The organism is Winogradskyella undariae (genome assembly GCF_013285155.1).
Taxonomy (GTDB): domain Bacteria; phylum Bacteroidota; class Bacteroidia; order Flavobacteriales; family Flavobacteriaceae; genus Winogradskyella; species Winogradskyella undariae.
Genome location: NZ_JABTEL010000002.1, coordinates 400496 through 424400 on the forward strand (window position 1 = coordinate 400496; position 23905 = coordinate 424400).

21 protein-coding genes are annotated in these 23905 nt (G+C 30.9%); 13 read left to right on the forward strand and 8 right to left on the reverse strand.

Going from position 1 to position 23905, the window contains the following annotated elements; genetic code table 11:
* Positions 1-16: 16 nt before the first annotated feature.
* Both porQ and cmk read left to right on the forward strand, forming a co-directional pair.
* Positions 17-1048 carry a type IX secretion system protein PorQ gene (gene porQ / locus HSX10_RS04180; RefSeq protein WP_173586949.1) on the forward strand — a complete coding sequence of 344 codons (1032 nt, stop codon included), beginning with the start codon at positions 17-19 and terminating at the stop codon, positions 1046-1048.
* A gap of 16 nt (positions 1049-1064) precedes the next feature.
* Positions 1065-1754 carry a (d)CMP kinase gene (cmk, locus tag HSX10_RS04185; protein WP_173586950.1) on the forward strand — a complete coding sequence of 230 codons (690 nt, stop codon included), beginning with the start codon at positions 1065-1067 and terminating at the stop codon, positions 1752-1754.
* A gap of 71 nt (positions 1755-1825) precedes the next feature.
* Here the strand turns inward: cmk and HSX10_RS04190 are convergent, their stop codons facing one another.
* Entirely contained in the window at positions 1826-2203 is a 378-nt protein-coding gene (locus HSX10_RS04190; protein WP_173586951.1) for a LysM peptidoglycan-binding domain-containing protein, read from the reverse strand.
* Between the two features lie 295 nt (positions 2204-2498).
* Between HSX10_RS04190 and rpsA the strand changes: the two genes are divergently transcribed.
* The 5 genes from rpsA to HSX10_RS04215 all read left to right on the forward strand — a co-directional run bounded on the left by rpsA (position 2499) and on the right by HSX10_RS04215 (position 7421).
* On the forward strand, positions 2499-4325 hold the full coding sequence (gene rpsA / locus HSX10_RS04195; RefSeq protein ID WP_173586952.1) for a 30S ribosomal protein S1: 1827 nt from the start codon (positions 2499-2501) through the stop codon (positions 4323-4325).
* Between the two features lie 231 nt (positions 4326-4556).
* Positions 4557-5096, forward strand: a complete 540-nt coding sequence (gene pyrR, locus HSX10_RS04200) for a bifunctional pyr operon transcriptional regulator/uracil phosphoribosyltransferase PyrR (RefSeq protein ID WP_173586953.1) — start codon at positions 4557-4559, stop codon at positions 5094-5096.
* A gap of 89 nt (positions 5097-5185) precedes the next feature.
* Positions 5186-6115: an aspartate carbamoyltransferase catalytic subunit gene (locus tag HSX10_RS04205; protein ID WP_173586954.1), complete on the forward strand. Its 930-nt coding sequence runs from the start codon at positions 5186-5188 to the stop codon at positions 6113-6115.
* A gap of 3 nt (positions 6116-6118) precedes the next feature.
* Positions 6119-6451: a ribonuclease Z gene (locus HSX10_RS04210; RefSeq protein ID WP_173586955.1), complete on the forward strand. Its 333-nt coding sequence runs from the start codon at positions 6119-6121 to the stop codon at positions 6449-6451.
* Positions 6452-6512: 61 nt separating this feature from the next.
* Positions 6513-7421 carry a ribonuclease Z gene (locus HSX10_RS04215; protein WP_173586956.1) on the forward strand — a complete coding sequence of 303 codons (909 nt, stop codon included), beginning with the start codon at positions 6513-6515 and terminating at the stop codon, positions 7419-7421.
* On the opposite strand, the gene HSX10_RS04220 is transcribed toward HSX10_RS04215, so the two are convergent.
* Positions 7408-7827, reverse strand: a complete 420-nt coding sequence (locus tag HSX10_RS04220; RefSeq protein WP_173586957.1) for a hypothetical protein — start codon at positions 7825-7827, stop codon at positions 7408-7410. The genes HSX10_RS04215 and HSX10_RS04220 overlap by 14 nt on opposite strands.
* A gap of 82 nt (positions 7828-7909) precedes the next feature.
* Here HSX10_RS04220 and pdxH point away from each other — a divergent pair, with 82 nt between their 5' ends.
* Positions 7910-8557, forward strand: coding sequence for a pyridoxamine 5'-phosphate oxidase (pdxH, locus tag HSX10_RS04225; RefSeq protein ID WP_173586958.1), 648 nt, complete (start codon positions 7910-7912; stop codon positions 8555-8557).
* A 306-nt stretch (positions 8558-8863) separates the two neighbouring features.
* Positions 8864-9361, forward strand: a complete 498-nt coding sequence (locus HSX10_RS04230) for a CAP domain-containing protein (protein ID WP_173586959.1) — start codon at positions 8864-8866, stop codon at positions 9359-9361.
* 50 nt (positions 9362-9411) lie between these two features.
* Here the strand turns inward: HSX10_RS04230 and HSX10_RS04235 are convergent, their stop codons facing one another.
* From HSX10_RS04235 to HSX10_RS04255, 5 genes are all read right to left on the reverse strand, one after another.
* Entirely contained in the window at positions 9412-9996 is a 585-nt protein-coding gene (locus HSX10_RS04235; protein WP_173586960.1) for a hypothetical protein, read from the reverse strand.
* Positions 9997-10033: 37 nt separating this feature from the next.
* Positions 10034-10297: a peptidase associated/transthyretin-like domain-containing protein gene (locus HSX10_RS04240; RefSeq protein WP_173586961.1), complete on the reverse strand. Its 264-nt coding sequence runs from the start codon at positions 10295-10297 to the stop codon at positions 10034-10036.
* 141 nt (positions 10298-10438) lie between these two features.
* Positions 10439-12361 carry an OmpA family protein gene (locus HSX10_RS04245; protein ID WP_173586962.1) on the reverse strand — a complete coding sequence of 641 codons (1923 nt, stop codon included), beginning with the start codon at positions 12359-12361 and terminating at the stop codon, positions 10439-10441.
* Between the two features lie 13 nt (positions 12362-12374).
* The gene (locus tag HSX10_RS04250) at positions 12375-13310 is read right to left on the reverse strand and encodes a PorP/SprF family type IX secretion system membrane protein (RefSeq protein WP_173586963.1); all 936 of its coding nucleotides are present in this window, start codon (positions 13308-13310) and stop codon (positions 12375-12377) included.
* A 15-nt stretch (positions 13311-13325) separates the two neighbouring features.
* A complete protein-coding gene (locus HSX10_RS04255) occupies positions 13326-18545 on the reverse strand; it encodes a DUF6923 family protein (protein ID WP_173586964.1) in 5220 nt (1739 codons plus the stop codon).
* A 600-nt stretch (positions 18546-19145) separates the two neighbouring features.
* Between HSX10_RS04255 and HSX10_RS04260 the strand changes: the two genes are divergently transcribed.
* The 4 genes from HSX10_RS04260 (at position 19146) to HSX10_RS04275 (ending at position 23232) form a co-directional block, all read left to right on the forward strand.
* Positions 19146-19631 carry a SixA phosphatase family protein gene (locus tag HSX10_RS04260; RefSeq protein WP_173586965.1) on the forward strand — a complete coding sequence of 162 codons (486 nt, stop codon included), beginning with the start codon at positions 19146-19148 and terminating at the stop codon, positions 19629-19631.
* The gene (gene ppk1, locus HSX10_RS04265; RefSeq protein ID WP_173586966.1) at positions 19631-21685 is read left to right on the forward strand and encodes a polyphosphate kinase 1; all 2055 of its coding nucleotides are present in this window, start codon (positions 19631-19633) and stop codon (positions 21683-21685) included. Before HSX10_RS04260 ends, ppk1 begins: the two co-directional genes overlap by 1 nt.
* Positions 21686-21689: 4 nt before the next feature.
* The gene (locus HSX10_RS04270) at positions 21690-22595 is read left to right on the forward strand and encodes a Ppx/GppA phosphatase family protein (protein ID WP_173586967.1); all 906 of its coding nucleotides are present in this window, start codon (positions 21690-21692) and stop codon (positions 22593-22595) included.
* Between the two features lie 106 nt (positions 22596-22701).
* Entirely contained in the window at positions 22702-23232 is a 531-nt protein-coding gene (locus tag HSX10_RS04275; protein WP_173586968.1) for a porin family protein, read from the forward strand.
* 90 nt (positions 23233-23322) lie between these two features.
* Here HSX10_RS04275 and HSX10_RS04280 read toward each other — a convergent pair whose 3' ends face one another.
* Positions 23323-23904 carry a MiaE family protein gene (locus HSX10_RS04280; protein WP_173586969.1) on the reverse strand — a complete coding sequence of 194 codons (582 nt, stop codon included), beginning with the start codon at positions 23902-23904 and terminating at the stop codon, positions 23323-23325.
* Between the last annotated feature and the right edge of the window lies 1 nt (position 23905).

Genomic DNA, 23905 nt, shown 5'->3' on the forward strand with positions numbered 1-23905 from the left:
TTATTTTGCAAAATCTATGATTAAAAGGATTTCCATTTTACTTTGTATGCTTATAGCTCTGCCTGCATTCGCGCAATTAGGAGGCGAAGCTACATACCAATTTTTAAATTTGGTATCCTCGCCTAGGCAAGCAGCTTTAGGAGGTAAGATAATTACAAACTTTGATGATGATGTTACAGAAGCACTTTACAATCCTGCTTCTATTAATTATAAAATGAGTAATCAGTTAGCTGTAAATTATTCGAGTTACTTGGGTGACATAAGTTACGGAACTGCAGCTTACGCATACACTTGGGATAGGCACGTACAGACGTTTCATATTGGTGTTACCTATATTAATTACGGTTCGTTTGATGGTTATGATGTTGATGGAAATTCAACAGGAACATTCAGTGGTAATGAAACAGCCATTTCTGCAGGCTATAATTATAACATTCCATACACAGATTTTTATGTTGGTGCCAATGTTAAAATTATTACTTCGGCATTAGAACAGTATAATTCAGTTGGAGGCGCAATAGATTTTGGAGGGATGTATATAAATGAAAAACTAGATTTTCATGCTGCATTAACCATTAGGAATATAGGAACTCAGTTTTCTACCTATGCAGGCGAAAAAGAACCTTTGCCGTTAGAAGTTAATTTTGGGATGTCTCAAACTTTAGAAAATGTACCAATACGTTGGCATCTTACTTTAGAGAATTTACAAAAATGGCCAATAGCAGTTTCAAATCCAGCAAGAGCTACAACAGATTTAGAAGGTAATCAAACCCAAGAGAAAGTTAGTTTTATTAGTGAAGGATTACGACATCTTATTTTAGGAGCAGAATTATTTCCTGAAGGAGGTTTTAATGTTAGATTAGGCTATAACTTTAGACGTGCAGAAGAATTACGAATTGTAGACCAAAGAAACTTCTCAGGTCTTTCAGTTGGTATAGGAATTAAATTAAACAAAATGCGATTTAGTTATACGCATGCGAGATATAGTGGCGCTTCAAATACAAGTTTCTTTGGGCTTCAAATAGATTTAGATAGTCGAAGACGATAAATTAAATGATACAATAATGAGTAAAATTATCATTGCTATAGATGGTTTTTCATCTACAGGAAAAAGTACAGTAGCTAAACAATTAGCAAAAAAACTGAACTATATTTATGTAGATACAGGTGCGATGTATAGAGCGGTAGCATATTTTGCTTTAGAAAACGAATATATCGGTGAAGGTTTCTTTAAAGAGGAAGCTTTAATAGGGAGTTTAGAACAGATAAATATTACTTTTAAGTTTAATGAAACCTTAGGCTTTGCTGAAGTTTATTTAAACGGAAAGAATATTGAATCAGATATTAGAACACTTAAAGTTTCAAAATATGTAAGTCCAGTAGCTACATTATCTGAAGTGAGAAGTAAGTTGGTAGAGCAACAACAAATCATGGGAAAAGATAAAGGTATTGTAATGGATGGTCGTGATATTGGAACTGTTGTTTTTCCTGAAGCCGAATTAAAAATATTTATGACTGCATCAGCAGAAACCAGAGCAACACGTCGTTATAAAGAATTATTAGAGCGTGGTCATGATTTAAGTTATGAAGATGTGCTTGAAAATGTAACAACAAGAGATCATATAGATTCTACAAGAGAAGATTCTCCTTTGGTAAAAGCGGAAGATGCTATTGAAATTGATAATTCATATTTAACAATAGAAGAACAATTAGCTTCTATTAGTGAAATGGCTAATCAATTAATTTTAAAATAAAAAAAAGCAACTTATCTCATTACATTTAGTAATTGATAAGTCGCTTTTCTTTTTAGAATGCTTTATTCCTATTATAAATTAGGAATAATTAATTCTTGACCAGGATGAATTACATCAGGATTCTTTAAAATATCAGTATTTGCCTCAAATATTTTTTGATATTTAGCTGGCTGACCATAATATTGCTTAGCAATTTTCCCTAAAGTTTCACCAGAAGTTACAGTATGTCTTGCGAAAACTGATTCATCTTCAACTTTAATATCTGCTACGATATCTGCTGGGTTATCACCACCAATTTCTTTAATCTTATCCCAAATTAAGTTTTTGTCATAAGGCGTTGCTGCTGTTCCCCAAACTTTTAATTTTCCGTCAGCTTCTTCAACTTTACCTTCTTTAATGTTTAATTTTTCTCCTAAGTCAAGAACATCTTGATATTTTGCTTTTACCATAATAGTATGTAGTTTAAATTGTTATAATGTTTATATGTAAATATACCAATTATTAATGAATTAAAATTTAGAACTATAAGTCATAAACAGGTATCTTATTAATTAAGACACACTAATTAAAATAAAGTCACATAATTTAGTGTTTGGTTTTCAGAATAATAAGTAGTACTTTTGCACTCCTTTTTAGCGAATACAAGAAAGTAAGGAAAGGGATAAAACAAATTTAATAATAACTTCTGTAAATTTTTCGCAAATCTTTCAAAAGATACAGAATACAAATTTTTATTCAGAACAAATGTCTGAAAAAGAAACAAACCAAGCTGAAGTTGAAGCAACTGAAGCAGCAGCTCCAGTAATCTCTGAAGCACAAGCAAACCCAGAAAAATTCTTAAAAGAATTCGATTGGCACAATTACGAAGAAGGAATTGAGCAAGTAGCGGATACTAAATTAGAAGAATTTGAAAAATTAGTATCAGAAAATTTCGTTGACACTTTAGATGACGAAGTAGTAGAAGGTACTGTAATTACTATCACTGACCGTGATGCTATTATTGATATTAACGCAAAATCTGAAGGTGTAATTTCACTTAACGAATTCCGTTACAATCCTAACTTAGCTGTAGGTGATAAAGTAGAAGTATTAATTGATGTGCGTGAAGATGCAACTGGTCAATTAGTATTATCGCACAGAAAAGCGCGTGTTATTAAAGCATGGGAACGTGTAAATAACGCACATGATACTGGCGAAATCGTAAACGGTTTTGTGAAATGCAGAACTAAAGGTGGTATGATCGTTGACGTATTTGGTATTGAAGCATTCTTACCAGGTTCTCAAATTGATGTGAAGCCTATTAGAGATTACGATCAGTATGTAAACAAAACTATGGAATTTAAAGTTGTGAAAATCAACCACGAATTCAAGAATATAGTTGTTTCTCATAAAGCGTTAATCGAAGCTGATATCGAAGAACAAAAGAAAGAAATCATTGGTCAACTAGAAAAAGGACAAGTATTAGAAGGTATTGTAAAAAATATTACTTCTTATGGTGTGTTTATCGATCTTGGTGGTGTAGATGGTTTAGTTCACATTACAGATTTATCTTGGTCTCGTATCAACCATCCAAATGAGATTGTTGAGTTAGATCAGAAATTAAATGTTGTAATCCTTGATTTTGATGAAAACAAATCAAGAATCCAATTAGGTCTTAAACAATTATCTAAACATCCTTGGGAAGCTTTAGGAGAAACTGTAAAAGTTGGAGATAAAGTAAAAGGTAAAGTTGTTGTAATCGCTGATTACGGTGCTTTTGTTGAAGTAGAAGAAGGTGTAGAAGGATTAGTTCACGTAAGTGAAATGTCTTGGTCAACGCATTTACGTTCAGCTCAAGATTTCGTATCTGTAGGAGATGAAATCGATGCTGTTATCTTAACTTTAGATAGAGAAGACAGAAAAATGTCTCTTGGTATTAAGCAATTAACACCAGATCCATGGACTGATATCACTACTAAGTATCCTGTAGGTTCTAAGCATTCAGGTATTGTACGTAACTTTACAAACTTTGGTGTTTTTGTTGAATTAGAAGAAGGAATTGACGGGTTAATTTATATCTCTGATTTATCTTGGACTAAGAAAATTAAGCATCCATCAGAATTCTGTAATGTAGGTGATACTTTAGATGTTGTTGTATTAGAATTAGATGTTGAAGGTCGTAAATTATCTTTAGGTCATAAACAAACTGAGGAAAACCCTTGGGATAAATATGAAACTGAATATGCTTTAGGTACAACTCACAAAGCTGCGATCACTGAGATGGTAGATAAAGGAGCAACAATTGATTTTAACGAAGATATCGTTGCATTTGTACCAGCACGTCATTTAGAGAAAGAAGACGGTTCTAAACTTGTTAAAGGTGAAGAAACTGAATTCAAGATCATTGAATTTAATAAAGAATTCAAACGTGTTGTAGCATCTCATACTGCTCTATTTAGAGAAGAAGAAGCTAAGATTGTTAAGCAAGCTGTAAGAAAAGCAGAAGCTCAAGCAGCTGAATCTAAACCAACTTTAGGTGATGCAAATGATGCTTTACAAGCTCTTAAAGATAAAATGGACGGGAAAAAATAATCCCAAATTCTTATAACATAAGAATTTCATTAATCTATTATATTAAGCCTCTCGATTTTCGAGAGGCTTTTTTTTGTTTAAATTCTAACTTTTCAAATAATTCTTTGTGAATCTTTCAGTACATCTTTGTTACTCAGGGTAACAGTAATAAACAACGAAACACATTAAAATAACTATTGTAAATAATTTTTTTTAGCTTAACTTTGTTAACCAACAATGCTTGGAAATTATATGAGTCAGAAAGTACTACTTAACTCTAAAGAAGTCAATATTACCCTTCACAGATTGGCTTGTCAACTCATTGAAAATCATGATGATTTTTCTGAAACAGTATTAATTGGTATTCAACCAAGAGGGAAGTTTTTAGCCGATCGTTTAGCAAAAATGCTAACCGAAGAGTACAAGATTAAGAATATTCAACTTGGACATTTAGATATTACATTTTTTAGAGACGACTTTAGAAGAGGGGATAAACCTTTAGAAGCTAATACCACTATCATTAATTTTATAGTAGAAGATAAAAATGTAGTCTTTATTGATGATGTTTTATATACCGGTAGAAGTATAAGGTCTGCACTGACAGCCATTCAGTCTTTTGGAAGACCTAAGGATATTGAGTTATTAACTCTTATAGATAGACGTTTTAGTAGACATTTACCTATTCAACCTAATTATAAAGGACAACAAGTAGATGCCATTGATAATCAGAAAGTGATTGTTAAATGGGCAGAAAACGAAGGAGAAGATGCTGTTTATTTAGTAGATAAATAGATCACATTGAACTCGAAAATAAAAATATAAACAATTAGGTAGTGATTTCAGGGTGAATACTGAATACTGCCAACTGAAGACTTAAAAAGATGAGCGAATTAAGTGTGAATCACTTATTAGGAATTAAATATCTTAAGAAACAAGATATCGACCTTATTTTTGAAACTGCAGATCAGTTTAAAGAAGTGATTAATAGACCTATTAAAAAGGTACCTTCACTTAGAGATATAACGATTGCAAATCTGTTTTTTGAAAATTCTACACGTACAAAGTTATCATTTGAACTTGCTGAAAAAAGATTATCAGCAGATGTTATTAATTTTTCGGCATCTCAATCTTCAGTTAAAAAAGGTGAAACTTTAATCGATACTGTAAATAATATTTTATCAATGAAGGTAGATATGGTTGTGATGCGTCACCCAAATCCTGGTGCAGGAGTCTTTCTTTCAAAACATGTAAATGCAAGTATTATTAATGCCGGTGATGGAGCACATGAACATCCTACACAAGCCTTGTTAGATTCTTACTCAATAAGAGAAACATTAGGAAGTGTTAAAGGTAAAAATGTAGTAATTGTCGGAGATATATTACATAGTAGAGTTGCGCTTTCAAATATATATGCATTGCAATTACAAGGTGCTAATGTTATGGTTTGTGGACCAAAAACGTTAATTCCTAAGTACATTAAAGATTTAGGTGTTAAGGTAGAAACCAATCTAAGAAAAGCTTTACAGTGGTGCGATGTTGCTAATATGCTTAGAGTTCAGAACGAGCGAATGGATATTAGTTATTTTCCTTCTACTAGAGAATATACACAACAATTTGGCGTTAATAAACAGCTATTAGATAGTTTAGATAAAGAGATTGTGATTATGCACCCAGGACCCATAAATAGAGGTGTAGAAATAACAAGTGATGTAGCAGATTCTAAGCAAGCCATTATTTTAAATCAAGTAGAAAATGGAGTAGCGGTTAGGATGGCAGCTATTTATCTTTTAGCATCTAAAATAAAACAATAGAATATGATTATAGGAAGAGACGGAAATACAACAATAATTACTCAAGAAATAACATCAGTAAAGGCTTTAGTTAATAAGATTGAAGGTATTTATGATGCACATAAAAATTACCACCTTATTATTAAACTTTCTAGTTTAGAAAAAATACCAAAAGAAGATATATTAGAATTTTTACGTTTAAGCAACAATCATAGGGCATCTAAAAAGAGCTTTGTTATTGTATCTGAGAAAGTTGATTTAGATCAAGTCCCAGATGAACTCGCTGTTGTTCCAACCCTGCAAGAAGCTTATGATCTTATTGAAATGGAAGATATAGAGCGCGATTTAGGATTCTAAAAGTAGCTTTGAGTTTGTTTTTAAGTTTATAAACTCTAAACATAAACGCATAAACTATTTAATGAAATTAACTATTCTAGGTTGTCATAGTGCAACACCTCGTACCAATACCAACCCTACGTCACAGGTTTTAGAAATTAAAAACCATATATTTCTTATTGATTGTGGAGAAGGTACTCAGGTAGAGTTAAGACGCAATAAGGTTAAGTTTTCTAGAATTAAGCACATTTTTATTTCACATTTACACGGTGATCATTATTTTGGATTGATTGGTTTAGTTAATACGTTTAGTCTTTTAACTAGAGAAACAGAACTTCATATTTATGCACCAAAAGGTTTAAAAGAACTTATTACACTTCAAATGAAGTTGTCTGGTAGTTGGACAAATTATCCTTTAATTTTTCATGAATTAGAATCTAAATCTTCAGAATTAATTTACGAAGATGATAAAGTTGAAGTACACACAATTCCTTTAAAACATCGTATTTATACTAATGGATTTTTTTTTAAAGAAAAAGAGAATGAACGTAAATTAGATATTAATTTAGTTAATGAAGCTAATATTGATATGGCTTATTACAGAAAATTAAAACAAGGGTTTGATGTTGTTAATGAAGACGGAGTTTTAATTAGCAATGAAAAAGTTACAAAAGATGCAATACCAGCAAAGAGTTATGCCTTTTGTAGTGATACTGCTTATCATGAAGAAATAATTCCAATAATTAAGAATTGTACAGTATTATATCATGAATCTACATTTTTAGAGAAGAATGAAAACCTTTGCAAGCCAACAAGGCACAGTACGGCAAAACAAGCAGCTACAATCGCTAAAAAAGCAAATGTTGGCACATTAGTACTCGGACATTATTCTACGCGTTATAATGACTATAATGAGTTTAAAACAGAAGCTCAAACTGTTTTTAACAATGTAGATTTAGCAAAAGATGGTAAAGCGTTTAATTTTGATTAAGTTCTTCTAAACTCATTACCCATTCTATAGCTTCATCTAAACTTTTACAACGCTTGAGACTTTTATTAAAAAATTGTTTTTCTAAAGAAGCGTTGAGATAACTGAAATCTGTATAGGTTACAATAGCAGACGCAATAAAAGTATCATATTCATTATTAAACTCAGCCCAAATTTGTGGTTTAATAGAATAAGAATTGATACGATTTGAGATATAACAAATCTTAATTCCTTTGTCTATATAGTCACTAAACCTTGAAACTATTTGTCCGGCAATATCATAATCTACATGTATACCTTCATTTAATTCAGATAATAAAAAATATTTAGTGGCATAAAAAATACCAAAAGAAAATTCGACTTTTTCATAAGCTACATGCTTAGAATATTTACTGTATTCAAACTTCATTTATATATTTTAATCCTTAAATTTATCATGAATAAAGCAATTGTAGAAATTATTTCAGTAGAAAATCATAAAATAAAATGTAATGAATACAGACCTAGGTAATTATAGAAAGTCTTACGAAAAGCAAGAACTACTAGAAGAGAACATTAATGATAATCCAATGGAGTTATTTCAAAAATGGTTTTATGAAGTAGATAATAATTTTGATGTTGAAGAAGCTAATGCAATGACGGTATCAACAATAGGTTTAGATGGATATCCAAAGAGTAGAGTAGTGCTACTTAAAAAATATACTTATGAAGGTTTCATCTTTTATACCAATTATAATAGTGAAAAAGGAAAGGCTATTATAGAAAACCCTAATGTTTGTTTATCATTTTTTTGGCCATCTGCAGAACGACAAATTATTATAAAAGGTAAAGCCGAAAAGATTTCAGAGAATTTAAGTGATGGTTATTTTGAATCACGACCTAGAGGAAGTCAAATAGGAGCCATTGTTTCTAATCAAAGTGATGTCGTAAAAGATAGAGCTGAATTAGAAAATAAGCTTAAAGTTTTAGAGACAAAGTTTAAAGGTCAAGAAATTGAACGTCCTAAGCATTGGGGTGGATTTATTATTAAACCTGTTGAAATTGAATTTTGGCAAGGAAGACCAAACAGGCTTCACGATAGAATTCGATACCAATTACAAGAAGATTTTAATTGGAAAATTGAACGTTTAGCACCTTGATTATAACTAAAACGAGATGTTTTATATTTTTTTATTAAAATTTTCTACAATTTTAAAATGTGAAATAGTTTCAATTTGTCTAATCTTTATGAATAGTTTCTCTGTAGAATATAATTATCTAAAACCGATGAAATACTTTTTTTTACGCTGTAATTCATGTTTTTGTTTATAAAAAAGGTATTTCATCGATTATTCGCATTAAAAATCGATGAAATACATGTTGTTTGTCGATTTTAACATTTTATTAACAGTTTACCACAGTTATGAGGTTAATTTAGCAGTCCCAAACCTAATTAACCTAACATTATGAAAATTACTAAACTACTACCTATACTGGTTGTTTTAGCCCTACTTAGTATTACATCATGCGCAACAGATAGCATGGATGAAGATGTTGTTAACTCTATAGAAATTCCGACGCCACCTGATGCAAAAGAAATTGAAATAGAAATAATGGAACTTATTAATGCCTATAGAATTAATGAAGGCTTAAGTTTGTTAGAGCAACACACAACGGTTAAAGCTGTAGCTTCTACACATACGGATTATATGATTGAAGTAAATAATGTGTCTCATGATAATTTCTTTTTGAGAAAACAGAGTTTAGAAGAGAATGCAAGTGCAAATCACGTTTCAGAAAATGTAGCTTATGGTTTTAATTCTGCAGAATCAGTTGTAAATGCTTGGATAGCTAGTCCTAGTCATTTAGAAAATATTGTTGGTGATTTTACTCATTTTGATGTGTCAGCAGAACAAAACAGTAATGGAAAATGGTATTTTACAAATATGTTTATCAATAAATAAATTTCTGTTTACTTTATTCTTAATTTGATTAATCTTTGTCTTTTCCTACACTACTTTGATCTCAATAAAAGTAACAGCGTACAACTTTTTTTAAAAACAGATTTTCGTGTTTTCTTGTTCCAATTATTAGAACGATAACGTGAATATTCTAAATTTTGTTTTGAATGCGTATAAAGAATATTTGGAGTTGTTAGATACATTGATGTCTCTAGTTTAACACTATTTGGCTTTACTGTCTCAATGCCTATAAATATTCCTTTTTCTGTAAAAGGAATTGTTTTATCTTCAAAATTTAGTTTGTGATTTCTTGTATTTATATCTGGTTTTATAATGATATTTTCATAATATAAAATCTCTCCAGGATATCCATTATCTTTTATAGCATAAAAAGCTAATCTGTAATAGGTTTGATATGTCTTATAATCTTCATTACTTATATAATTCAATTTTAAATGAAGTTCAGTTAATTTTCCTTTTTTATGTTTTGGGTTTTTAATTAATGTTGCTGTTTCTGAACCATCCGTTACTGAAGCAGGAAATGTTTGTTTTCTTGTTCCAGTTGAAAGATTTACTTTTTTATTTTCATATTTCTTTTTTTTATTAAAAATCAAAACTTCATCTAAAGCTTCTGTCATAGGTTCAAGTTCTATGTTATATATCGAATCTACTATATTAATAAAGCTTTTTAAGCTTCGTTTTATTGTTTGGTAAGATAAGTGATATTACTAGTGTTTCTTTAATAAATGCTTTAGAAACAGAAATATCATGCTTACCATTTTCATTACTATAAGTGCCTATATTCTTATCTTTAATAACAAAATTAGCATAGGTTAGGTGTTCTTTAGTTTCTTTGTATAAAATGCTTCCTTTTAAGTTTTGAGAATGAATATTTAGATTTATGAAAAGCAAGATTAATAATAATATATGTTTCATCATTTTAATTGCTTTTACTTTTTTTAATACCAAACTCAGATTGCCCTTTATTAATATCTGTTTTTTTGATATTAAAATTGTAACAAATAAAAAAAGCAAGCCTATATAGGCTTGCTTTTTTTATTGTATTAAAGTTTTGTGATTTTATTCTTGAACACTATCAATAATATAAAAATAAGAACGTCTATTTAATTGATGTTCTTCTTTAGTACATTTAGAACCATTTCCACAGTCATTAAGAAGTTGTGTTTCACCATAACCTATAGCGCTTTCAATTCTATCAGAACTAATATCTCTAGATAAAATATAATCTCTAGTTGATTTTGCACGTCTATCAGATAATTTTAAGTTGTATTTATCACGACCTCTACTATCTGTATGAGATTCAATTTTAATAATCATTTCTGGGTGTTTACGAAGTACATCTACTATGTTTTCTAATTCGTATTCAGCATCCGTTCTTATATCTGATTTATCAAAGTCAAAGAATATAGGATTAATAACAATTTGATTTTCCATTATTAATGGTCTCAATGATAAATCTAAAGTGTTTACTTTTTCATTTTCATTACCTGTAGTAATAGAAGCTTTATCATCCGCATAATCAGATTTTGTACCTAATAGCGTATATGATTTGTCACATTCAACATCAAATGTATAAGCTCCATCTTCTGTTGTAATAACTTCTTCAATAATTTTACCAGTTTCGTCAATAAGTTGAATAGTAACACCACTTAAAATAATATCTGTTCTTTGTTCTCTTGCAACACCTGTTATTTGTTGGTTACATTCAGTTATAGAATAACTATAGATATCATCACTTCCTTTACCTTCTGGTCTATTAGAAGAGAAGTAACCTTTTTGAGTTTCACTATCTATAAAATATGCGAAATCATCATAACCACTATTAAAAGGTGCTCCAATATTTACAGGGCTTGAAGGTATTTCAACTTGTAATATATCAGACTTAAAAATGTCTAATAATCCTAAGTTTAGATGTCCATCAGAAGAAAAGTAAAATGTGTTATCATCACTTACAAAAGGAAACATTTCTCTTCCTTCAGTATTAACATCTTCTCCTAGATTTGTAGGTTCTCCATAAGTCCCATCCTCATTAATTGTAACGGAATATATATCTGTTTGACCAAAACCACCTTCACGATCAGAAACAAAAAATAATGTTTTGTTATCAGTACTTAAAGCTGGGTGACCTGTAGAATATAAATCATTGTTAAAAGGAAGTTCTTCTACATTAGACCATTGTTCATCAACTAACGTTGCTTTAAAAATCTTAAGGTGAGTCGTTCCTTCCTTATCGTATTTTAAGCGATTTCTTTTACTAGTATTATCTCTAGTAAAATACATAGTTTGACCATCATTTGTAATCGCTATAGAAGCTTCATGATAATCTGTATTTATTCCTTTTGCATTAATTTCGCTAGAAGTACCATAAGTTTGAGTTCCATCTTCTTCGATAGTAACTTCAGTTTGAAATATATCTAAGAAAGGTTCCTTATTCCAATTATATACTTTTTTATCATTACTATTTGCAGAAGCAAAGTAAAGAGTGTTATTAAACATATAAGGTCCAAAATCAGAATTTTCAGTATTGAAATCTAAATTTTCAATTTCTACTACAACATCATTATTCTTAGATGTTAATTTATCAAAGATATCAACTTCATCAGGGTTATAACCTGTAAGTCTACTGTCTCCATGTTGTGCTTCGCTAAGTTTTTTAAACCATACATCTGCTTCTTTGTAGTTTCCTACACTTCTAAGCGATTGTATATATTTATAAATATACTCAGTTTCAATATCGTCATGTTCTTCTAATGCTTTCTGATACCAGTAAACGGCTTTTTCAGAATTAGAATTATTGTAATATGCATCACCCAAACGTGTTAATACGTGGGCACTATTACTTCCTTTTTCAACTGCTTTTTCGTATAATTCTATGGCCTTTACATAACCATAGTTCTCAAAAAATTTATCTGCCAATTTTGTTTGGGCAAAAGAGAAAGAACTACTTAAAACTATAACGAGCGCTAATATTTTGGTCTTCATAATTGGGGTCTTTTTAGAAATATCTAGGCGATTTAATACGTTTACTTTTAAAGACTTCAAACATTAGTAATACTTCATGTGTACCACTAGTGTATGGTCTTAAATCTGATATTGGGTATTCATATGCATAACCAATTCTTAATTGTTTTGATATTTGAAAATCTGCAATACCACCAAAAGCAGCTGCATTTTCATTAACTCTATAGGCACCGCCTAACCAAAGTTTATCATTGAACAGAAAGTTTGCTGAAATATCAAAAGATAAAGGAGCTCCGTTTGTAGCTTTTAACAATGCTGAAGGTTTTAGCTTTACGTTTTTACTTAAATCAAAAACATAACCACCAGTAAAGTAATAACTATTACGTTCTGTAGCAACATAATCAACAGAACCATTTTCTCCTTTATTGTAATCTGTGCTTAGTATTCTTGGAGAAGAAAGTCCAAGGTACCAACGCGATGAATGCAAATACAAACCTGCACCAAAATTTGGACTCCAACGATTAGATACATCATTGAAAAATTGGTCATTTACTACAGATGGATCAGTTAACAACTCTTCGTCTAAACTGTAATGTGTTAGACCTCCTTTTACTCCAAATGCTAATTTTACATTTTCACTAGCTTTAATGGTGTATGAATAATCTGCATATAGGTATGAAAAATTTTCATAACCTAGTTTATCATTGATAAAGGATAAACCTACACCCATGTTTTCATTTCTTAAAGGAGAATGAACTGATAATGTTTGTGTTTCGGGGCCGCCTTCTAAACCGACCCATTGGCTTCTATGTAAACCTACAACACTTAGCGTTTCTCTACTTCCTGCATATGCCGGATTTATAGAAATAGTGTTAAACATATACTGCGTAAATTGAGGTAACTGCTGAGCAAAGGCAGTAGAAACACTCAAAAATAGTATCGCAATACTTATAATTTTTGATAACTTCATTGGTTAAGTTTTTTATTAATTTGTAGCTACGTAAATTGGACCAGCAAAAGGTTTCAATCCACTATTTTTTAGGTTAATAATATAATAATAAGTACCAGTTGGAACTTTTCCAGAACTTCCAATAGAAGAACTATGAGATTGTCCATTCCAATCGTTTAAGTAATTGTTTGATTTATATATTTCGGCACCCCAACGATTAAATATTTGAAGTTCAATTACAAATCCACAATCTTCTACTCCTGTAACAGTGAAGAATTCATTATGAACATCTCCGTTAGCTGTAACTGTTTTAGATATTACTAAGTCGTCTTCACCACATGCTAATACAACACAATCATCATCTAATGTTACATTAACTTCAATATCTGCAGGACAAACATCGTCAGTAATAGAGTACATAAAAGTATACTCACCAACTACTGCTGTAGAAGGATCAAATAAACTTCCATCTATAGTAGCATCGCCAGAAACAACACTCCAAGTTCCGCTCATGTCAAAGTCACCAGATAATAAATCGAATAAATCAAATTCAGAATCAAGAATACAACGACTAGCGTCTGTAGTTTGAATTGTATTTGTTAGTTCAACATTAATATTCTGCGTAAATAAAGCTTGATTTCCACAATCGTCTGTAACAGTCCATGTTCTAGTAATTGTATAGTTTTCAGCATTATTAGTTTGAGTTGATTCTTCATTAAAACTAATATCTACATTATCAGAACAAGAATCTTCAAATTCTAAAGCTGGTACATCAGGAATATCATTACATAATACATTGATGTTTTCTTCAAAATCAGTTATAGCTGTTGGAGCCGTGTTATCTTGAACATTAATAATCTGTGTATGTATAGCTTCATTACCACAACTATCTGTTGCAGTCCATGTACGTTCAATAATATAATCTCCTATACATGAGCCATCAGTTATTTCTTCAACAAAAGTAACATCTGCTGTTCCACAGTTATCAGTAGCAGTTAATGTTTCTGCTGTTGGTACAGTATCACACTCAGCAACTAAATCAGCTGGTAAAGTTTCATTAAAAGCAGGTGCTGTTGTATCTTGAACAGTAATTGTTTGAACAAACATTGTAGTATTGTCACAGTTGTCAGTTAAAGACCAAGTTCTAGTGATAATAGAAGCACTAGGACAAGTCCCTTCTTCAACGCTATCCGTATAAGTAGCTTCAAGACCTGTTGTACAGTTATCATTTTCATCAGTAACATCACCTGTAAGTGTTAAGTCAGTTACATCAATATCACATTCTATCGTGATATCTGCAGGAACTGAGAAAGTTGGTGCTGTTGTATCTTGAACAGTGATTGTTTGTACAAACTCTGTTGTATTTTCACAGCTATCAGTTAATGACCATGTTCTTGAAATAATTGATAAGCTAGGACAATCTCCTTCTTCAACGCTATCTGTATAAGTAGCCTCAAGATCTGTTGTACAGTTATCATTTTCATCAGTAACATCACCAATAAGTGTTAAGTCAGTTACATCAACATCACACTCTATTGTGATATCTGCTGGCACTGTGAAAGTTGGTGCTATATTATCGTTTACAATAATTGATTGTAAACATTCTTGGCTATTTAAAACTGTCGTTTCATCTTCGTCACGTACACCGTTAGCATTTGTATCTTCATAAGATGTAACAGTATAAGTACGTGTAATAGTCTGTTCGCATGTTCCTTGATCACTGCTATTTTGAGCAGTAATTTCAATAATTCCACAAGCATTATTTCCTACAATACCATCTCCATTACCTAAAGCTTCAAACGCTTCAATAGTATATGATGTTTCTGTTGGTATATCTCCGTAACAAGCTACAGTTGTTTCTTCAAATGTTGGGCAAGTCACTTCAAATTCACAGCATATTGCTGCTTCACCAGATAAGGTAATAATGTTACATGAATTAGCATCTTGTATTTCAACATTATAAGGCTGATCACCAGAAATTGCTTCAGATGTCCAAGTATATGTATCATTATCATTTGTAACCCAAGTTCCAGGTTGTCCAACTCCATTTGCTGTAAAAGGAGCAGTTCCGGTAAATGTAGCAACTACAGTGTAAGTAGTACCATCTTCAGAACATTCTAATTCTTCTGTTGCTACTAAAGTAATATCATCTGTAAAGTTAACTGTAACCGCTAATCTTTCTAAACTCTCACATCCTTGTAATGTCGTTTGAGTTCCATAATAAGTTTCTTCATCTATTAAAGCTTCAGAAGAATCAATAGGTGTTGTATCTGTTTCACTTGCGTACCATTGAATGTTTTCTCCGGTTGCATTTAAGTCAGCTATAGTAGGCTCACTAGATTCACAAAACTCCTGAACATCTTCTCCTGTAGGTGTAGCTGTTTCATTTAAACTCACCGTAATAGTTGCAGGCGATGATATGGATCCAATGATATCTGCAATTGTATATTCTACAGAAGCTCCTGTAAAGCTTGGTAAAACTTCAAAGACTACAATGCCGTTGCTACCTACTGTAAATGTTCCTTGTCCAGAAATAGTTACTGTATTAGTCGCTGTTAATGTAATTGGATCTATAAGTAGAACAGAGTTAGGATCTATACTGTAAGTACCTTCAGTGTCATTTTCTAAAACATTGATTTCAATTTCTGTATTTTCTTCAATAAAGCAAATAGAATCATCATCAGCCATCGGAGTTACTATCTGAGAAGGGCATCGAGCACCATCTCCAGGTTGTACATCAATTAGACTACTAAATAGTGTTGCAGCCAAATTTCCTGTGTGTGGTGTAGCAATCCTATAAATATTTCCAGAACTGTTGTTTGCAATAAACATGTTTCCAAGAATATCCATGTAAGCGGTTCCAAAAGAATTATTAGTTTCTGAACTTAAACCAGTTACTAAACCAAGGTCGTCTACTGTATTAGTATTGGTATTAAAACGCAATAACTTTCTGTTAGTTGTACTTGTAACCATGTAGAAATTACCATCTACAGGATTGTGCGTTAAATCATTTATATTTACTGTGTAGTTTAATAATGTTGTAGCTGTTAAGTAATTAGGGCTTGACGGGTTTAAGTCAATAGAAACAAATTTGTTTTCTCCATATAAAACCAAGATTCCATTATCGTCTATATCTCCAGAACTGTAATCACCGATAGTAAATGAACCAGTAATAGGAAGAAGCTCAACATTAGCAGAGGCATCAATTTTTACAACATTATTGGTTGATTGTTGTAAACCATAAATATTATTATCTAAAGTGTTGTAACCTATACCGTTAACAAATTGAGATACTGAGGTGTCTTCAATTAATGGCGCTTTTATTAAGGTTTGAGTATGTGTTGCTAAATCATAAGAATATAATCCTGAAACATAATTATTTTGACTGTCTCTTTCATTAACAATAATATAAGCAAAACCATCGTCACAATCAAAAGGTGTATTTAAACATTCAGAAGGTGATGAACCTGTTAAATCAAGTGATCCACATTCATCAGATATAGTAACATTATAAGTTTCAACAGTACTTTCAATTTCACTAGAAATCCAAGTTGTTGTTCCATCATTGTTATCTGTAAAAGTACCTGGTTGCCCATCTCCAGAAGCTGTAAATGGTGCAGTTCCGTTAAATGTAGCTTCAATAGTATAAATAGTTCCTAAATATGTAACACAACTTGTTTCTACAGTACCAACTAAAGAAATTTCATCGTTATAATTAACTGTAACAGCTAATCTTTCTATACTTTCACATCCTGCAGTACTAGTTTGAGAAGCGTAATAAGTAGCTCCTTCACTTATAGTGGTATCAGAACTTAAAGGATTATCACTATCTGCATTAGCATACCAAATTATATCGTTTCCGGAAGCTTGTAAATCAGCTACAGTAGGATTTTGGCTTTCACAAAATTCTTGAGTAGCTAAACCTGTTGGTGCTTCAGTATCGTTTAAGTTGATAGTAATAACTCCTGGTGTAGAAGTAAACCCTATAACATCTAGAATTGTATATTCAATAGAAGTCCCTGTAAAACTAGCTAAAGGTTGAAATGTAACCTCTCCATTTGAACCTAAAGTAAATGTACCTTGGCCAGAAATTGTTACAGAGCTAGAAGGTAGCGAAGTAATAGGATCTATAAGTTGTACAGAGTTTGCATCAATTGCGTAAGTTCCTTCAGAATCATTGTTAACGACATTAATGGTAACCTCTGTAGTCTCAGAAGTTATACAAACATCATCAGCAATAGCCATTGGTTTAGTAGGTTGCGAAGGGCAACGTGCACCATCACCAGGGCTAACACCTGGTAAATTACTGTAATAAGTCGCTGATAAACCACCTAAATGAGGTGTTGCTATTTTATAAGTATTACCCGATACGTTATTTGCAACATACATATTACCTAGACCATCCATGTAAGCTGTACCAAATGAATTAGACAACGTCTCAGATTCTAAACCAGATACAATACCTAAGTTAACAATTGTATTAGTTACAGGGTCAAATTCATATAAGAACCTTGTTGTAGAACTCGTTAACATATACAATTTATTATTAACGGGGTTAAATGCTACATCATTAACGCTAATAGAATTTTGTAATTGTAATACTGTGTTGGCAATTAGGTAGTTTGAACTAGAAGGGTTTAAGTCAATAGAGACAAATTTGTTGCCTCCGAATAAATAAAGGATACCGTTTTCATCGATGTCTCCAGCGGCATAAGTATTGCCATTGTAATTCGTTAAACCTGTAACTTGTAATAATTCTAGATCTCCGTTACTATCAATTTTAACAACCTTATCAGTTTGTTGTAATAAACCATATAAATAATTATCCACAACATTGTAACCAATTGCGTTTACAAACTGAGAGGTTGTAGTATTCGGGATAAGTGGATCTTTAATTAAACTAAGTGTGTTTGAAGATAAATCAAATGCATATAAACCCGTAACGTACACATTAGAAGTTATTACGTTTGTTAGAATATATCCAGAACCATCTGTACAACTAAAAGGAACATTTGCTTCTCCGCTTAAGGTTTGTTTTAAATCATCGTAGTTAGATTCAGGAAAGTCTCTATAAAATAAGGAAGTTTCATTCATGTCCTCTAAGGGGACTTGGTTTAGTATGGAAGAGTTTTGATTCATTGGATTCAAAACTTGACCAAAAGAGTTAAAACTTATCATAACTAATGTCATGACAAACACTAAAGACATCAGAGGTCTTGAGAGTGTTTTTGATTTGGGTTTGTATAAGTGTTTCATTTTAAGCTTTTTAGATTAATCGGGCTATGATTGCTTTAAAAATTGTTTATATATTAAAAATTAGGATAATATTTGATTAAAGTAAGTATATGGTTTAGATGGGGTAATAACTTTATTAGGTCTTATATCTGTATAATCTATATTATTTGTTTTCAAATAGTGAAGATTATATACATGTTTTTTTTGATCTTTAAAAATTTTAAACAAAAGATTAAAAGTCTTAAAAGCTTGCTTATGTAGCTCAATGTTTTTTTCTAATTCCATTACATTTATATTAAAATTAATATGTCGCTATTTTGTTGTTAGGTTATTAGAGTGTCTAATTTTAAAATTTATCATTTCATTTTTAAACAGATCTATGACCTAATTTGCGTAACTATAATATTTTAGAGGGAGGGAGTTTGATATTTTTTATCCTAAATACCAAAAATGGATTTATTAATATATTTTTTGTTTTGAGGTCTTTTACATTAATTTTACAATACAAAATAACTTATATCTAAAAGGATACACAAATATTTGTGTTGAAGTGACAATATACTCGTCAAAACGGATATACGCAACCTTTTGTCGAAAAAAAAAGCACTTAATCGATACATTATGAAGTCAATTATACTTGTTAGGCATGGTAAATCATCTTGGGAATTTGATGTTATAGATCATGATAGGCCATTAAAACAGAGGGGTGAGAGCGATTCTGAATTGGTTGCAAAAGCCTTAAAACTAAAAGATTGCACACCTGATGTTTGGTTGTCTAGTCCAGCAAAAAGAGCATTAAGTACATGTGAAATTTTTGAAAAAACCTTGAATTTTACTAAAAATCAAACAATTGTTGATGAAGAATTGTATGATTTTGATGGAGAAAGTGTAATTCGCTATATAAAAAGGTTATCAAATGAATTAAATGAGGTCATGATTTTTGGTCATAATCATTCTTTCACGTCAATTTCTAATATATTTGGAGATGTATTAATAGACAATCTTCCTACAAGTGGTTTAGTGAAAATTAATTTTGATATTGAAGATTGGAAAGATTTAAAAAAGGGGGCTACAGAATTTATTATAATTCCAAAGGATTTAAAATAATGACAAAAGATAAAAATATTTATATTAATAGAGAGTTAAGTTGGTTAAAATTTAATGAACGTGTTTTACAAGAAGCAGCAGATAAAGATGTGCCGCTTATTGAGCGTTTACGTTTTTTAGGTATTTTTTCTAATAATTTAGATGAATTTTTTAAGGTACGTTATGCGACTGTAAAACGTATTTATGAAGCGGGTAAAGGTGGTAAATCTGAATTAGGTGGTATCAGAGCAGGTGATCTTTTAGAAGAAATAACCCAAATTGTTATTGAGCAACAAACCTATAGTTTAGAGATTTTAGATGAGATTGATTTAGAACTTCAGAAAGAAAATATCTATGTTATAAATGAAACAGAAATAAGCGAGAGTCAACATGAATTTATCAAAAATTATTTCTACCAAGAGCTAAGTCCGGCTTTAGTTGTTATAATGTTAAATGAGGATATTGCTTTGCCAGAACTCATGGATATTTCAGCTTATTTAACAGTTAAAATGTCTAGAGAGGGTGTTAAAGATCAAGTTGCTTTAATTGAAATTTCATCAGCGATGGATCGTTTTGTCGTTTTGCCTAGTGATGGTGATGCTGACTATATTATTATGGTAGATGATATTCTAAGATATTGCTTAGACGATATTTTTAATATTTTTGAATACGATAGTATAAGTGCTCACATGATAAAGATTACAAGAGATGGTGAGCTCGATTTTGATAGTGATTTAAGTAAGAGTTTTATAGATAAGCTTTCAGAAAGTGTTAAAGATAGACAAAGCGGAGCTCCTGTACGTTTTATCTATGATATGAGTATTGACCAGCGCACTTTAGATTTTCTATTAAAGCACATGGCTATTGATGAAAAAGAAAGTATTATTCCTGGTGGACGCTATCATAATCGTAGAGATTACATGAGTTTTCCAAGTTTAGGTAGAACAGACTTGCTCTACGATAAAATTAAGCCACTTCCGGTAAAAGGGCTTAGTTTAGAAGAAAGTATATTTAAAACGATTGCGACTAAAGATTATATGGTTTATACGCCTTATCATACTTTTTCTTATATCGTTAAGTTTCTAAGAGAAGCTGCTTTAGATCCAAAAGTAAAAACGATAAAAATAACTATATATAGGTTAGCTCAGATATCGCATGTGGCCAGTTCTTTAATTAATGCTGCTAAAAATGGAAAAAAAGTAACTGTTTCTATTGAGCTTAGAGCACGTTTTGATGAAGAAGCAAATATTAATTATGCTGAGCAAATGCAAGATGAAGGTATAAAGATGCTTTTTGGTGTGCCAGGATTAAAGGTGCACAGTAAAATGTGTGTTATAGAGCGTGAGGAGAATGAAAAATTAGTGAGATATGGATTTATAAGTACCGGTAACTTTAACGAGTCTACAGCTAAAATCTATACAGACTTTACATTAATGACTTCAGATGCAAAGATTTTAAAAGATGTAAATAAAGTATTCAATTTCTTTGAGGTCAATTATATTGTTAATCGATATAAGCACATCATCGCATCACCTCATTATACAAAAACTAAGATATTTTCTTTAATAGATAAAGAAATAGAATGTGCTAAAAAAGGAAAACCAGCTTATATAAAACTAAAATTGAATAGCATTAGTAGCTATAAAATGATAGATAAATTATATGAAGCGAGTAGAGCAGGTGTAAAAATTCAGATGATAGTTAGAGGTATTTGTTGTTTAGTGCCAGGTGTAAAAGGCATGAGTGAAAATATCGAAATCATAAGTATTATCGATAAATTTTTAGAACATACTAGATTGTATATCTTTTCTAATCATAATGACCCTAAAATTTATATTTCTTCAGCAGATTGGATGACAAGAAATATTGATAATAGAGTAGAGGTTAGCTGTCCTATATACGATGAAGATATAAAGCAAGAACTTCTAGATTTATATAAAATTTGCTGGAATGATAATGTTAAAGCAAGAATAATTGACGAAACCCAAAATAATACTTATCTTAGAAACGACAACCCAAAAATAAGGGCTCAATTTGAAACATATAAGTATTATTTAAATAAATTAGAAGTGTAAGAGGATGTTGAAAATACAAAAATATGCAGCTATCGATATAGGTTCTAATGCTGTACGATTATTAATATCAAACATAATAGAACAAGGTGACGCCCCAGTAGTATTTAAGAAAAATTCATTAGTTCGTGTTCCTATTAGATTAGGAGCAGATGTATTTCTAAAAGGTGAAATATCAGAATATAACCAAGAAAGAATGTTAGATACCATGAAAGCGTTTAGTCTATTAATAAAATCACATGGTGTTGTGCGTTATAAAGCATGTGCAACTTCTGCAATGAGAGAAGCAAATAACAGTTCTCCATTAATTGAAAAAATATTAAAGACATCTGGTATTAGTATTGATGTTATTGAAGGAGAGGAAGAAGCTGCTATAATTGCTGCAACAGATTTGCAATCTTTTATAGACCCAGATAAAACGTATCTTTATGTAGATGTTGGTGGTGGTAGTACAGAATTTTCGGTGATACATAATGGAGATAAAAAAATATCTAGATCATTTAAAATAGGAACTGTAAGACTCTTAAATGATATTGTTAAAAATGAAACATGGCAAGAATTAGAAAGATGGATTAAAGGAAACACCGGTCAGTATGATAAAATAGAATTAATTGGTTCTGGTGGTAACATTAATAAAATCTTTAAAATTTCAGGAAAAGCGATAGGTAAACCATTGACCTATTTTTATTTAACGAGCTATTATAAAATGCTTCAAAATTATTCTTATGAAGAACGTATAACTGAGCTAAACTTAAATCAAGATAGAGCAGATGTTATTATTCCGGCGACAAGAATTTATTTGTCAGCCATGAAATGGAGTGGAGCAAAAGATATATATGTTCCAAAAATTGGACTTTCAGATGGGATAATAAAAAGTATGTATTTTGAAACAGTTTCTAGTGTTACAGTCTAATTTTTAGCACAAAACGTTCCATTTACCCGATTTTTTTAATTGTATATCTATTAATTAATTAAGAGGCTCATTATTTATATATATTAGTCCTCTCAAATTGAAAATTATGAAAAAATATTTTATTGCCTTGTTATTTGTGTCTGTGACTTCTTTCGGAATGTCTCAAGAGATTTTTTATGGAGTTAGAGGTGCTTTAAATGTGTCGAATCTAGATTTTGACCCTGATGCTAGTTTTGAAAACCAACACCGTAACGGTTTTGCTTTTGCTGGTTTTGTTGATTTTGGAATTACAGAAAATGTATCTTTATTAACAGAGTTACAATGGTCTGCAGAAGGAGGAAAGGATTCTGAATTAAGAGCAGATTATCTTAAGTTACCTATTCAATTAAGATTTTCACTTTCAGATAATCTTAAGGTTGGATTTGGTCCTCAGATAGCTTTAAAGACTTGGGAATATGAAGATAGTTTTTCTACATTCGTTTTTTCTGGTGTTGCCGGAGCAGAATATATGATTACTGATGAGTTATTCTTAGATGTTAGATATTATTACGGAATTACTAATATTTTAGATGAAGACTTAACGAGTGTTGAAGCTAAAAATCATGTTTTACAATTTGGTTTTGGTATCAAAATTTAAAACTCTACTAAACACTATAAAAAAAAAGCCTTAACTTTTAAAGTTAAGGCTTTTTTTTATGTTGTAAAATGATAGACTATAATATTGGTTTTATCCATGTATAGTTTCCTTATTACCTAAATTTTTCATTATTTCAGCTTCAAAATCTAGTAAGTCCTCCCATTTTTGATCAACTTCAGCTCTATCACCGTATTTACGAGCAAAATTTAAAAACATTGTATAATGTCCGGCTTCGCTAATCATTAATTTTCTATAAAATTTAGCTAGTTTTTTGTCTTCTAATGCTTCCGATAGTAATCTGAAACGTTCGCAACTGCGAGCTTCTATTAATGCTGCATACAATAGTCTATGTACTAACTGGGTTGTTCTACTGCCTCCTTTAGGAAAGAATTGAATTAAAGCAATAACATAATCGTCTTTACGATCTCTACCAAGTGTCCAACCGTTTTCTAATATAAGATCATGCACCATTTTAAAATGGCTCATTTCTTCATTGACCAATTCTATCATTTCTTGTACGAGTTCTGTATATTCAGGGAAACCTACAATTAATGAAATAGCTGTACTCGCAGCTTTTTGCTCGCAATAGGCATGATCGATTAAAATATCTTCGATGTTTTTTTCAACAATATTAACCCATCTTGGATCCGTTGGTAATTTTAGTCCTAGCATA